General features: G+C 70.1%; 9 protein-coding genes and 2 pseudogenes. 6 read left to right on the top strand and 5 right to left on the bottom strand.

Annotation, left to right across the window (positions count from 1 at the left end):
- The first annotated feature begins 454 nt into the window (after nucleotides 1-454).
- From D0Z67_RS23600 to D0Z67_RS30605, 3 genes and pseudogenes are all read left to right on the top strand, one after another.
- Nucleotides 455-3643 carry an RHS repeat-associated core domain-containing protein gene (locus D0Z67_RS23600; RefSeq protein ID WP_051887900.1) on the top strand — a complete coding sequence of 1063 codons (3189 nt, stop codon included), beginning with the start codon at nucleotides 455-457 and terminating at the stop codon, nucleotides 3641-3643.
- A 66-nt stretch (nucleotides 3644-3709) separates the two neighbouring features.
- Complete coding sequence (locus D0Z67_RS23595) at nucleotides 3710-3925, top strand: hypothetical protein (RefSeq protein WP_031182527.1); 216 nt, start codon at nucleotides 3710-3712, stop codon at nucleotides 3923-3925.
- Between the two features lie 272 nt (nucleotides 3926-4197).
- Nucleotides 4198-4614, top strand: a pseudogene (locus tag D0Z67_RS30605) (transposase family protein); the annotation flags it as partial.
- A 300-nt stretch (nucleotides 4615-4914) separates the two neighbouring features.
- On the opposite strand, the pseudogene D0Z67_RS23585 reads toward D0Z67_RS30605, so the two are convergent.
- The 4 genes and pseudogenes from D0Z67_RS23585 to D0Z67_RS23565 all read right to left on the bottom strand — a co-directional run bounded on the left by D0Z67_RS23585 (nucleotide 4915) and on the right by D0Z67_RS23565 (nucleotide 8630).
- A pseudogene (locus tag D0Z67_RS23585) lies at nucleotides 4915-5681 on the bottom strand (transposase).
- 11 nt (nucleotides 5682-5692) lie between these two features.
- Complete coding sequence (locus D0Z67_RS23580; protein WP_165507357.1) at nucleotides 5693-6085, bottom strand: hypothetical protein; 393 nt, start codon at nucleotides 6083-6085, stop codon at nucleotides 5693-5695.
- A gap of 610 nt (nucleotides 6086-6695) precedes the next feature.
- On the bottom strand, nucleotides 6696-6908 hold the full coding sequence (locus D0Z67_RS23570; RefSeq protein ID WP_031182525.1) for a hypothetical protein: 213 nt from the start codon (nucleotides 6906-6908) through the stop codon (nucleotides 6696-6698).
- Between the two features lie 201 nt (nucleotides 6909-7109).
- On the bottom strand, nucleotides 7110-8630 hold the full coding sequence (locus D0Z67_RS23565) for an IucA/IucC family protein (protein WP_031182524.1): 1521 nt from the start codon (nucleotides 8628-8630) through the stop codon (nucleotides 7110-7112).
- Between the two features lie 104 nt (nucleotides 8631-8734).
- Here D0Z67_RS23565 and D0Z67_RS23560 point away from each other — a divergent pair, with 104 nt between their 5' ends.
- The 3 genes from D0Z67_RS23560 to D0Z67_RS23550 are packed head-to-tail and all read left to right on the top strand — an operon-like array spanning nucleotide 8735 to nucleotide 12327.
- On the top strand, nucleotides 8735-10252 hold the full coding sequence (locus D0Z67_RS23560; protein WP_031182523.1) for an IucA/IucC family protein: 1518 nt from the start codon (nucleotides 8735-8737) through the stop codon (nucleotides 10250-10252).
- A 9-nt stretch (nucleotides 10253-10261) separates the two neighbouring features.
- Nucleotides 10262-11527: a VWA domain-containing protein gene (locus D0Z67_RS23555; protein WP_031182522.1), complete on the top strand. Its 1266-nt coding sequence runs from the start codon at nucleotides 10262-10264 to the stop codon at nucleotides 11525-11527.
- Nucleotides 11527-12327, top strand: coding sequence for a hypothetical protein (locus tag D0Z67_RS23550; protein ID WP_031182521.1), 801 nt, complete (start codon nucleotides 11527-11529; stop codon nucleotides 12325-12327). The genes D0Z67_RS23555 and D0Z67_RS23550 overlap by 1 nt, the downstream gene beginning before the upstream one ends.
- A gap of 61 nt (nucleotides 12328-12388) precedes the next feature.
- Here D0Z67_RS23550 and D0Z67_RS23545 read toward each other — a convergent pair whose 3' ends face one another.
- Entirely contained in the window at nucleotides 12389-13024 is a 636-nt protein-coding gene (locus tag D0Z67_RS23545; RefSeq protein WP_031182520.1) for a winged helix-turn-helix transcriptional regulator, read from the bottom strand.
- Nucleotides 13025-13034: the final 10 nt, after the last annotated feature.

The following is a 13034-nucleotide window of genomic DNA, read 5'->3' as shown; positions in this document are numbered from 1 at the left end:
GCACCCGACCCGACTTGCAACTGCTCAGAAGTCCGGCCGCTTTCAGTCATTTGTGCGCCGCATGTATCTGCTTCAGCATCGGCGTACGCGAGTGTCGATGCCCCTATCCATCCACATTTGATGTTGATCGGCTGCTTAAAGAGGAGCGGCGGATTCCTCCCCCGCATGGATGAACGGTTCGTGGGCACCTCCCGGACGTTTGTGTGATTCCTGTGAAAGCGTCTGCGGGTCCGGTGGCCAGTGAGGCTGCTGGTTCTGTCTTCCCGTGGGGGGAATCATGCTTGAGCGTGCTTGGAGCGCGCCTTCTCGGCGTGCTCGGAGGAGATCACCGGTGGGGGCGCTGGCCGCGGTGACGGCCGCGGCACTGGCGGCGGCTGTCCTGCCGGCCACGGCGGCGGTCGCGGCGGACGGCAGGCCCGCCTCTGCGTGGGGCAAGCACGGCCCGCGCTTCACGATGCCGGTCGTGAAGGTCGGCGCGAACCGGCCGGTGAAGTCGAAGCCGTCGAAGACACCGAGCGACGCGGCGTATCTCCCGTGGCTGCGCCAACAGCACGCCCACGCGAAGGCACCCGCGTCGGCGGCACAGACGTCGGTGATGAACTTCGTCCCCGAGGGTCAGGGCGATGTCCCCTGGCACCGCTCCACCAGTTTCGCCATCACCGACGCGCTGACGGCGCGGATCGACTACTCGACCGGCAACCTGATGCTGACGGCGACCGACTTCGACATCGCCGGGGTGGGTCAGCAGCTGCGCCTGGCGCGGACGTACAACTCCCTGGACGCGCCGTACGGCCAGGTGTCCCAGCGGTGGTGGCAGCAGTACGAGCGTTACCTCTCGGTCTTCTCCAGCGAGGTGATCCTCTACGACGCCTCGGGCGCGACCGTCCGGTTCAAGAAGAACGGCGACGGCTCCTTCACCACGCCGACGGGTTACTCGCAGGACCTCAAGAAGAACACCGACGGCACCTACACGCTGAGCAAGTGGAAGTCGGGCGCCAAGGAGACCTACGACGCGAGCGGAAAGCTCACCAAGGTCACCGACCGCAATCACGGCACGCTCACGGTCACCCAGCACACCGGCGGCGGATTCAAGCTCACCGAGACCCGCTCGGGGCGCTGGATCGACCTGACCAAGGCCGGCGCCACCGTCTGGCAGGCCAAGGACAGCACCGGCCGCACCGCCTCCTACGCCGTGGATGCCGCCGGCAACCTCACCGGCACCACGGACACCGAGGGCAAGACGGTCACCTTCGGCTACGACTCGTCGAACCGGATCAGCAAGATCACCACGGCTCAGGGGCGGGTGACGGTCTTCAGCTACGACGACGTCAACCGGGTCACCTCCATGCTGCGGGCCACCGGCTTCAACGGCTCCGGCGACACCGGTCCGACCTGGACGTACTCCTACAGCGCGGCGTCGGCCACGGCCGCGGGCACCACGACGGCCAAGGACCCCGAACTCCACGCCACCGCCTACAAGCACGACGGCGACGGCCAGGTCACCGACGTCACCGACGCCCTCCAGCACAAGCGGTCCACCAAGTTCGACGCCAACCACAACATCGACACCGCCACCGACGCCATGGGCTCCGGCACCACTCCGGGCAACGTCACCGACTACGGCTTCAACTCCCGCAACAACTTGGAGACCGCGAAGACGCCCACCGGCGCCCTCACGACGAACCACTGGCAGACCATCGCCGGCGGCGACCACCCCTCCGACTCCACCAACGCCGACGGCGAGAAGACCACCTTCGGCTACGACGGCGTCGGCAACACCACCTCCGTCGCCCAGACCGGCACCGGCGGCGGCAACGTCACCTACGACTACAACCCCGCCACGGCCACCTGCGGCGGCTTCGAGGGCCAGCGCTGCTCCGCGAAGACGAAGATGACGTCGTCCAAGACCGTGACGACCGGCTTCCACTACGACGCCCAGGGCAACCTGGACCGCGTCACGCCGCCGGCCCCGCTGGACAAGACGACGTACACCTACGACGCCCTGGGCCGCACCAAGACCGTCACCGACGCCCGCGGCATCACCGTCACGTACGCCTACGACAACCGCGACCGCATCCGCACGGTGGACTCCACCAACCACGCGCAGGTGAGCTACACCTACGACGGCGACGGCAACCTCACCCAGCGCACTGACGCCACCGGCACCATCTCCTACGAGTTCGACCCGCTGCAGCGTGAGACCGTCCGCCACCTCCAGGACGGGTCCCAGACGTTGCTCGCCTACACCCCGGCGGGCAACGTCGACTACTACCAGGACCCGGCCGGCAAGACCGACTACACCTGGAACGAGGTCAACAAGCTCAAGCAGCTCACCGACCCCCAAGGCCGCAGCACCACGTACGACTACAACAACAACGACGTGCGCAAGACCACCACGTACCCCGGTGGCACGGTGCAGAAGGTCGACGTCGACAACTCCGGCCGTCCCAAGGCCATCAGGGTGACCTCCGACCAGGGCACCCTGGTCGACCTGGCCTACACCTACGGGTACGGCACCAACGGCGCCACCGACGGCAGCAAGATCCGCACCCAGACCGACAACGTCACCGGCCTGAAGCGCACTTACTCCTATGACGGCGCGGGTCACTTCTCCTACGCCAAGGAGGAGAAGGCCGGCAGCATCACCGACTCCTGGCAGTACTGCTACGACCTCGCCGGGAACCTCACCAGCCAGGGCATCGACCCCGGCTGCCCGCGCGGCACCACCTACACCTACAACGACGCCCAGGAAGTCACCGGCAAGTCCGGCAGCACCGGCACCTGGTCCTACGACCAGATCGGCAACGAGACCGCCGCCGACTCCACCAGCGACTACACCCGCACCGCCGAGACCTGGACCGACCACTCCCAGATGTCGTCGATCACGGTCAACGGCAAGGCGTACGCGGGCCAGTACGGCTCCACCGACCAGAGCGAACGCGTCAAGCTCGGCGACACCCTCTTCCACAACGGCCCTCTCGGACTGTCCGCGAAGACCACCGCCGGAACCGACATGGGCTTCAACCGGGAACCCGGGGGCACCCTCAACTCCATGACGACCGGGGGCAAGAACTACTACTACCTCACCGACGCGCTCGGCTCGGTGATTGGCCTCGCCGACATCGACGGCAACAAGGTCGACAGCTACACCTACAGCCCCCGCGGCGTCCGCATCCTGGCCCAGTCCAGCGAACCGGTGGCCCAGCCCTACCGCTTCGCCGGCAACTACCAGGACCCCACCGGCCTCTACCACCTCCAGGCCCGCTACTACGACGCCAACCTCGGCCGCTTCACCCAGCCCGACCCCTCCGGCCAGGAACAGAACCCCTACCTCTACGCCGAGGGCGACCCCGTCAACCGCATCGACCCCAGTGGGCTGTACAGCGTGACCGACGCAGTGGACGACGCCAGCGAGGTGTCCGACGCTGTCTCCAGCGGGGTGAAGGGCGACACCGACGCCCTGTGGGGACAAGCCGCCGGTCTGGCTGCCGGTATCGCCGTCGAGTCCGCGTGCCAGTTCGTAGCCGGATTCGCCGGAGCACCGACCGCCGGCGCAGGGGCAGTTGCCGTCGAGGTCGGATGTGCATACGCGAGCACGGCAGTGGGTGACTGGAACGCGAGCACCGTCGAAAGCAACCTGTAGTACGGACATACCCGTCAACCGGGTGGCCGCGTGATGCGCGGCCACCCACGACCTTCGGAAAGAGATATGGCGAGATTCTTCGAGGGCCTGTACGGGTCCGACAAGGCGATCAAGCGCAACGGCGTCATGGTGATCATCAGCACGCTGATTCTCTACGTGATTTCCGCGATCCTGTGGACCAAGGGCGGTTGGGGTGCCGCGTTCGCCCCGCTACTCGTGGCACTGGTAGTGGACGCTCTGTGCATCGCCGTATGGCTCTCCTTGCGATCGCAGCGCCGGTAGAGCACCGGCGTACGCACAGAAAGGATTTGGTCATGGAACTCGCGCATCGAGGCGTAACCCCAGGAGGCCCCCTTGGGGTCGTACTATTCCTCATTGCGGTGGCCTGCGTAGTGATCCCCATCGTCGTAGCTCGAAAGCGGCGCCAATAGCACGTCGCCCACATACTCTTCGTAGTTCCGTGACAGAGCCACCAGCCTCCTGGTGGCCTGGCTCACGGGTCGCTGACAGGCTTGCCGACCTGATGGCTCATGCAAGAGCCACCAGGTCGACGGGTCGGCGTCGACTCGACGTCCTGCCGGCCCATCAGCACGCAGCCGGCGCCCGCAAAGCCCGTCCGCGGGTCCCGGAAAAAGGACGACACCCCGGCACCACCGCCCCGACGAGGGACTCGGACGGTCCCGGGGCGGTCTGACCTGCAAGATCCACCTCGCCTGCGAAGACGCCGCATCCGGCACACGCTCCCGGAGCCGAAGGACCAGCGGTCCAACCACCGCCGCAGAGGTAGCGCAGGCGGCAGGCCCACCGGCTGCGACCGCGACCACTACCGGCGCCGCAATGAGGTCGAGCGGACCATCAACCGGCTCGAGAACTCCCGCGCAGTGGCGACTCGTTACGACAGGCGGGCCTACGTCTTCCACGGCGCGGTCGCCGCCGCTCCGATCCGGCTCTGGCTCTGGATCCGTCAGTGATCCGCCGGACAGAACCCGGGTGCCTCGCCCAGTCGCAACTTCAGTTACCCAATGTGTACCGGGCAGCGGCGATTCCGTTTATCGCCGCTGCCCGGTACGTCGACACTTCTGGGGAGTGTCCGGGCCGCCGGGGAGCGCCCGGGGAGGATCGACCGCATAAGACGGCGCGCCCATGAAAGGCGCAGAAAGAACCATCGCCACAGGTCAGCCATGGGTATTACGCATCACCGCAGCTCAGCGCCCCTAAGGGCTGTCCCGCAATTGATCTTGTGCGCTCCTGGCAGCCGGGCGCCCGTTCGATCAGTGGGCCTGGCGAAGGTTGTGCAGGTGGGCGATACCCAGGATCGCGTAGTGGACGCCGTCGCCCTTGAGCCGGCAGTCACGAAGGATCTTCCAGGTCTTCATGCGGGCGAAGACGTGCTCGACGCGGGCCCCGACCTGTTTGTGGGAGTGGTTGTGCTCATGCTTCCATCCGCACAGTTTGCCGCCGGCGGGCCGGCGATGCGGGATCACCAGGCCAGTGCCCTGGTAGCCGCCGTCGGCGATGGTCGTGGTATTGCCGACATCTGCCCTCGCACCCGAATCTGCCCACGCCTTGCAGTCGTTGCGGTTGCCCGGCACTGGTCGTCCGACCGCGACGACCAGTCGTGTGTCAGCGTCGACGACCACTTGGTGGTTGGTCGAGTACCTGTAGTTCTTGGACTGCTCGGCGATGCTGTGACCCCGAGTAGGAACCAACGTGCCGTCGACAATGAGCACGGTGTCGGGGTGGAAGCGCTGCCGCTGCTTGAGTGCCAGCAGTGGCCCAATGTGGTCGATGATGCGGTCGGCGGATGACGTGGAGATGCCGAACAGCGGGGCGAGCTGCCGCAGCGTCAGGTTGGTCCGCCAGTATGCAGCGACCAGGAGCACCCGGTCCTCCAGCGGCAGTGACCAGGGACGCCCTCGGCGAGTCCGATCGGCGCCCTCTCGGCGCAAAGCGTGACCGGCTTTCGAAAATCACCCAAACGCAGCCCAGTGAACGGGGATGTCCAGGACGGTTCCGCTGCCGTGATCACTCCAGCCACAGCAGGATCCTCTACGGAGAGGGCTGTTGCTCGTCGCGGCTCTCCGCGGTGAAGGCGTCGCGGCGAGCGAGGGTCACCGACAGAGGCAGGCCCAGGCGCTCGGCTGCACGGCGCCGGACACTCACCTGAGCTCGAGTCCGGGGCCGGAAAGAGGGAAGCGGCGAGCAGCCGCAGCCAGGGCGGTGATCGTAGGTCAGCCCCTCCGCGAGCACGGTCGCAACGACGGACCATGCCTTCGTGTCGCGTCGCCGGGGCGCGGCGAAGTCGTAGCCGGCGAAGACGAGCTGTTCACGACAGCCAGGACAGATGCGCTTCCGGATCGGCCAGGTGCTGCCTTTGAAGGAGAGTCGGCACGCGACGCACACGTAGTGCCGGAAGGCGCCGTTGAACGCGTGGTAGCACATGGTCGGACAGGGTACGCACCGTCCGTGAGCGTGCCCAACCGGATTCCTGGTGCCCGATCTGGCCAGTCGGCCGCCCAGTCAGTGCTGCCGGACCACACGAGGGGTGTGGACGCGCGAATAGCGGGACAGCCCTTACGGGCTCGTGCACGGTAGGCGGTGAGGCGTCAAGCTCCTGATCGTCAATCATGGTCGTGTGGTGGGCAACACGTCTCGTGCAGCGATCATCAGCGACCGGAGGATCACGGCCTGTCGGCCGACGTGATCGCAGAACTCGTGGCCGAGCTGGGCCCGTTGTGGCACGAACGGCATCAGGCCAGGCTGGAGTCCAGGCAGCGGAAGCGGGCCGTAGGCGCCGGCGCGAAGCACCGGTTCGTCTTCGTCGACCGGCAGTCCGCACAGAAACACAGGGACTACACAGACAGGCGCCGCCAGTAAATTTCACTGGCGGCGCCGCCCATCTGTCCCTTAAATGAAGGCTAACAAAGAGCGCGGAATACGCCAAACATTTCAACCGGCCGTACGCGCGACGACAGAGCGCCTCTCTCCATGCCATGCGGCACGAAAAGAGGCGCTCGAAATCATCCGGTCGTCAAAACCGGAGACAGGTGGCTCAGAGGCCGGCGGCGACGCCGCCCAGCGACGTCTGCAGCGGCGCGGAGACACCGGCCGCGATGCCACCGAGGTCGACGCCGCCCAGGTCCAGGCCGGTGGCCGGAGCAACGTTGAGGCCACCGATGTTGCCGATGTTCAGACCGCCGGCCACACCGTCGAGCTCCGCCTCGCCGATCTCGCGGGTCTCGATGGAGGAAGGCACGTGCTGCATATTCATGGTCCTTTTCTCAGAAAACACTTCTTGAATTCGACTCCCGTCTCCTCGCGGAGAATCCAATGGCACGGACAGGGCGCCAGCCGGGTTCTTCACTCCCGCCCGCCAATCCGTTTCGCTGAACGCGGCGCGACCTGGCAGTTCGAGCGGGCTCTCGCGGCGGGCCGGAGGCGTGTCCGTCGCCCGACGCCACCGGCGTCACGAAGTCGTGATTCCGTGAAGGTCCTCGCGCAGCGGGTTCGGCAGCGGCAGGTAGCGGGCTTCCGCGCCGTCCGCGCCGGTCCAGCGGAGCAGCAGGTTGGTCTTGCCGGGCAGGGCGGGCGCGGTGAGCAGGGCCGGTATCTCCGGGAGCGGGTGCCGGGACAGCTCGGCGCGGACGGCCGGCCAGGGGTCGAGGCCGGGGTGGGCCTCGGCGAGGGCGGCGGCGATCTCGCCGAGGTGGTTGACGAGCAGGCAGTACACCAGCCGCTCCCACCCGGCCTCCCGGCTCACGTCGGAGAGCAGCTTGGCGCCCTCGGCGTCCCGGAACAGCGCCTGTACGGGCAGGCCGGCGGCGTCGACGCCGACCAGGGTGTTCTGGAGGTGGGCCTCCAGTACGACCCCGTACTCGTCGAAGGCGCGGAGCGCGGGCGGGACCACCTGGCGCAGATACGCGGCCCACCAGGCGGCCGGATCGGTCGTGGCGGCGAGCGGGCTGCCGTCGAAGCCCTCGGCGAGCCCGGCCGCGAGCAGGGGCGTGGCGCCGGGCAGGAGGTGGCCACGCAGGCCGTCGCGGACCAGGACGGCGAGTTCCTCGTACGCGAAGGCCGCCGTGCGGTAGCCCCGGTCGCTCAGCCAGGCCGCGGGCGGTCCCATCGCGGTGAAGGCTTCGCGGGCCGCGGTGTCGGTGCGGTCGAGCTTCTCCAGGTCGTGGCGCCACAGCCGGCGGATGTCGTTCGTGATCCGCACGTCCAGGCTGAACTTGAGGAACAGGTCGCGGCCCGGCTCGTACACCGTGCGCACGGCAGCCGTGGGCCGGACGACGGACTCGGTGGTGCCGAGCCGGATCAGGCGCCGGTCGGCGAAGGCGGGGGCGAGGCCGCGGGCGAGGAGGTCGAGCTGCCAGGGGTGGGCGGGCAGCAGCCGGTAGCCGGGCGGGGCGGTACCGAGGGCGTCCAGGGCGGAGGTGTCGCCCTCGTCGACGGCCTGGTCCTCGCGGAGGCCGAGCAGCACCAGCGGGAACCGGGCGTGCGCCTCGGGCGCGTACGGCAGCCAGGCCGCGACCGGGCCGCCGCCGCGCGCCTTGGGCGCGGGGTGGTGGGGGTGGCCGGTGATCAGCGACTGCTCGGAGCGCAGATACGGGTCCTCGGGGGCGAGGGTACGGGCGCGGGCGGCGAGCAGGGCGGCCACGGTGTCGCGGCTGTCCAGCATCTCGGCGGGCAGGTCGTCGTTGGGGAGCCCGGTGTGGGCGCGCAGTTCCTCGGAGACGAGTTTGACCAGTTCGGCGTGGGTCAACGGGTGCCAGACGCCGTCCGCGCGCACCTCGGGGCCGGCCGGGCGGCGGCCGGGGCGCACCCGGAGCAGCCGGCCGGTGCCGGGCAGCCGGTACGCGGGCCGGTCCCCGTTCTCCGGGACCGGCCGGGCCACCTCGCGCAGCAGGCAGTTGAGCAGCGGCGCCGAGGCGTAGGCGTCGGCGCGCCGGGCGGCGTCGGTCGGGGGGTTGAGGTCCACGCGTTCCACTCGTTCTCGTCGTGCTGTGGCCGGTCCGGTGGGCCGACCGTGCTCTGTCAGTCTGCGGTATCCGACAATCGTGCCCTGAGCTGCCAGTCCCCGAGGAGCCGACCGTGTACCACTCCCCCACCGCCGAGGCCGAGGTCGCCGAGGAGCTGGCCGCCGTACGGCCCGCGCTGCGCGACCGCTGCACGGCCGCGCTGCCGGGAGCCCGTGCGGCGGTGCTGACCCGGCTGTGGCGGGCGCTGGCGCACGAACCGCTGCCCTGGGTCGCGTCCCGGACGCCGGGGCCGAACGGGGTGACGGTACGGCTGGCGGACGGCCGCGCGCTGCACGGCCCGCCCTCGGACCCGTACGCGACCGGCGACCGTGTCACCGAGGTGCGCCTCGACCGGGAGCGGTACGCGGACCCCGCGCGGCTGATGACGGACCTCGCGGTGCCGCACGCGGTCGCGTTCGCCGCCGAGTTGGCGAACAGCGTGGCCTCGCTGGCGCTGTCCCGGGCCGACGCGGCGGAGCCGGATGCCGAGTGGCCGGAGCGGGACTGGGAGTGGGAGCAGCGGGTGGTGGACGGGCACCCCTTCCACCCCAACTGCCGTTCCCGGCCCGGCTTCTCGGTGGCGGACCAGTTGGCGTACGGGCCTGAGCACCGGCCGGTGGTGGAGCTGGGCACGGTGGCGGTGCCGTCGGGCGAGTGTCTGGTGTCGGGCGAGTGGCCGGCCGAACTCCGTTCCGGCAAGAGCCTGTTGCTGCCGGTGCATCCCTGGCAGGCGGCGCATGTGCTGAAGCGGACCGCCGAGCCGTGGCGTCCGGCGCATCCGCTGATGTCGCTGCGCACGCTGGCGCTGCCCGGCGGACCGCATGTGAAGACCGCGCTGAGCGCCCGGCTGACCTCCTCGGTGCGGGACATCTCCGCGTACTCGGTACGGGCGTCGGCCGCGCTGTCGGTGCTGGCGGCGGAGCTGGTCGGGCGGATGGACGGGCTGCTGGAGGTCACGCACACGATCGGCGCGGCCACGGCCCACTCGCCGGATCTGGCGGTGCTGCTGCGCGAGTCGCCGGAGGCGTATCTGGCTCCGGGCGAGCGGGTGCTGCCGGTGGCCGCGCTGGCCACCACCGCGCTGCCCGGATCGCCCGGCTGGCTGACCGCGTTCACCCGGCTCGCGCTCACGGCGGGGCTCCGGCTGCTGGATCTCGGTGTGGCGCTGGAGGCGCACGGTCAGAACCTCCTGGTGGTGCTCGCGCCGGACGACACCCCGCTGCGGCTGATCTACCGCGACCTCGCCGACATCCGGGTGAGCCCGGCCCGGCTGGCCCGACACGGCATATCGGCACCCGAGTTGACGGGACGTCTGGTCACGGATGACGAACTCGCCCTGCGGCGCAAGCTGTTCGGCTCGCTGATCGGCGGCGCGCTCGCGGCGACCGCCGGTTCGGGCCCGGCGCTGGGTGCCGCGCTGCGGGCCGCGCTGCCGGATCTGCCCCGTACGCCCGACCTGGTCGCGCTGTGTGAAAATCCGCTGCCCGTCAAGGCGTTGACCTTGATGAGGCTGTCTCCGGAGACCCCGGGCGACCTGTGGACGGAGCTTCCCAGCCCGTTCGTTTTGGAGCCCGACACGAACGGTCAATAAGATCCGCCGATGATCAGAAGACAACGGCTGGCGGCGGGCGTCTGCGCCCTGCTCGCAGCCCTGGCGGCCGGGATCGCGTGTCCCGGCGGGGCCGCAGCGGACGAGACCGAGCCGCAGCCCGCTCCGAAGGTCGAACTCGTCCTGGATGTCAGCGGTTCCATGCGGACCCGGGACATCGACGGCGGGACCCGGATGGCGGCGGCCAAGCAGGCGTTCAACGAGGTGCTCGACGCGACGCCCGAGGAGGTGGAGCTGGGCATCCGCACACTCGGCGCCAACTACCGCGGCAACGACCGCAAGGAGGGCTGCAAGGACACCCAGCAGCTCTACCCGGTGGGCCCGCTGGACCGCACCGACGCGAAGACCGCCGTGGCCACCCTGGCACCGACCGGCTGGACCCCGATCGGCCCGGCGCTGCTGAAGGCGGCCGCCGACTTCGGGAACGGTGACGGCAACCGCCGGATCGTCCTGATCAGCGACGGCGAGGACACCTGCCAGCCGCTGGACCCGTGTGAGGTGGCCCGCGAGATAGCCGCCAAGGGCATCGGCCTGACCATCGACACCCTGGGCCTGGTGCCGGACGCCAAGACCCGGGACCAGCTGAGCTGCATCGCCGACGCGACCGGCGGCACGTACACCTCCGTGCAGCACAAGGAGGAACTGACGGACCGGGTCGCCCAGTTGGTCGAGCGGGCCGCCGATCCGGTGGTGACGCCGGTGGCCACCGAGGGCACCGACGCCTGTGCCGGGGCCCCCGCGCTCAAGTCCGGTCTGTACACGGACCGCGAGGAGTTCGGCAAGCAGCGCTGGTACAAGGTCGACGTCCAGCCGGGCCAGGAACTGCGTGCCTCGGTGAGCGTCGCCGACGACCGCGCGACGAACCCCGACTACGGTGTGCTGCTGCGGGCGGTGACCCAGCAGGGCCGCGAGATCGTTCGCGGCGAGGGCGCCGGAACGGGCCGTACCGACGCCATCTCCACCGGTCTGCGCTACCCCAGGCCCGAGGCCGATGACGACGACACGACCCCGGAGACGGTGTGTCTCCAGGTGACCAACTCCTTCTCGGCCGGCGCCGGCGTGAAGACCACGCCGGGTATGCCGCTGGAGCTGACGGTCGACGTGGTGGACGGACCCTCGGCCTCCTCCGACGTGGCCTCCTTCGGCCTCGGCCGGGGCTGGTGGCTGCTGGCCGCGCTGGTGCTGACCGGTTTCGTCGCGGGTCTGCTGTGGGGCTGGCTGTCCCGCTGGCGGGTCGCGGTCTGGAGGACGAACTGATGCGTGCGACACGTGTGCTGAGCGCCGCCCTGCTGATGCTGGGCCTGGCCGCCGCCCCCGCCGCGGCCGACTCCTCCCCCTCCCCGAGCGCCTCGGCGGACGGCAAGGCCCCCACCCAGGCGGGCACGTCGTTCCGTACGGCGGCCGAGATGGACCAGGGGCAGACCGCCACCGCCTCCGCGTCCACCGGTGACTACCTGTACTGGTCGTTCCCGGCCGACACCGGGCAGCGCCCGACCGTCAAGGCGACGGTGAAGCTGCCCGACACGCACGCCGCGCAGACCTGGCAGCTCGACGTCTACGACGGCCTGCGCCGCCACCAGTCCTGCCAGTACGGCGCGGCCACCCGCACCGCCGAGCAGGGCACGGCCTCGGTCGAACTGGCCTGTGTGCTGCGCACGGTGCGCGCGTGGTCCGAGCCGTGGGCCAACGACCCGCTGCCCGGCACCTATTACGTGCGGCTGACGGTGCTGAACCTCGGCTCCGCCGACCTCGGTCTGCCGGTGCGGGCCGAAGTCCGGGCGGACTCCAAGGACATCGGCGGCGCGGCGGCCGTGGACGGCTCGCTGGGCAAGCCGCTCGTCCCCGGTATCGCGGTCAAGCCCGAGGCGGAGAAGGCCGGTTCGAAGTCGGCCGTGCTCTCCGCGATCGAGCCGGAGGACGGCTGGTCCTCGCACTGGTGGTCCAGCCGCTGGGTGTGGACCGCCGTCGGCGGAGTGCTGGCCGCGCTCGCGGGCATCGGCGGTTACGCGCTGACCCGGGGCCGAGGCCGTCCCGCGTACGTCCCACCGGGCGCCTGACCCGGACGAAGGCCCGCCGATCCGGCGGGCCTTCGTCATGTCCGCACGTCATTCCCGCACGTCATTCCCGCAGCGCCTTGGCGAGGGCCCCGTCACCGGTCACCGTGACCCGCCCCGCCCGCACCGCGTCCGCGATCCCCACCTCGCCCCGGCACACCTCCGCACAGGTCGCCGCGTCCATCACCAGCCGGGCGTCCACCGCGACCGGAGCCGGCCCGTGCCCGTACACCGGCCCGTCCTCCGCGCCGACGTACAGATGGAACTCGCCTTCCTCCGCGCTGACTTCCACCACCCCCGCACCCGCCCCCGCCGCACCCAGCGCCGCCAGCAACGGCAGTGCCGACCAGTGGGCCCGTACCGCGTCGGTGGGCCGCAGCTCGGCCAGCTCGGGGCTTCCCCACTCCCCCAGGGCGTGCAGCACGGGCAGCAAGTCCCGTCCGCGCTCGGTGAGTTCGTAGACGTAGGCGGCGCCGGGCGGGGGCAGTCGCCGGCGGGCGGTGAGGCCGTCGCGCTCCATGTCCTTGAGCCGGGAGGCGAGTACGTCCGTGCTCACGCCGGGGAGGTCCGCGTGCAGGTCGGTGTAGCGGCGGGGTCCGGCCAGCAACTCCCGGACGATCAGCAGGGTCCAGCGGTCCCCGACGAGGTCGAGGGCGCGGGCCGCGGAGCAGTACTGGTCGTAGCGTCGGCGAGGTGGCATGCGACGCAGT

Origin of the sequence: Streptomyces seoulensis, assembly GCF_004328625.1 — a bacterium.
GTDB lineage: Bacteria > Actinomycetota > Actinomycetes > Streptomycetales > Streptomycetaceae > Streptomyces > Streptomyces seoulensis.
This window is presented reverse-complemented; position numbering and strand designations above follow the sequence as displayed.

Coding starts and splice junctions, on each gene's coding strand:
- D0Z67_RS23570 (WP_031182525.1), bottom strand. CDS start 6,908: ATGCAGCACGTGCCTTCCTCCATCGAGACCCGCGAGATCGGCGAGGCG.
- D0Z67_RS23600 (WP_051887900.1), top strand. CDS start 455: ATGCCGGTCGTGAAGGTCGGCGCGAACCGGCCGGTGAAGTCGAAGCCG.
- D0Z67_RS23545 (WP_031182520.1), bottom strand. CDS start 13,024: ATGCCACCTCGCCGACGCTACGACCAGTACTGCTCCGCGGCCCGCGCC.
- D0Z67_RS23550 (WP_031182521.1), top strand. CDS start 11,527: ATGCGTGCGACACGTGTGCTGAGCGCCGCCCTGCTGATGCTGGGCCTG.
- D0Z67_RS23580 (WP_165507357.1), bottom strand. CDS start 6,085: ATGTGCTACCACGCGTTCAACGGCGCCTTCCGGCACTACGTGTGCGTC.
- D0Z67_RS23595 (WP_031182527.1), top strand. CDS start 3,710: ATGGCGAGATTCTTCGAGGGCCTGTACGGGTCCGACAAGGCGATCAAG.
- D0Z67_RS23555 (WP_031182522.1), top strand. CDS start 10,262: ATGATCAGAAGACAACGGCTGGCGGCGGGCGTCTGCGCCCTGCTCGCA.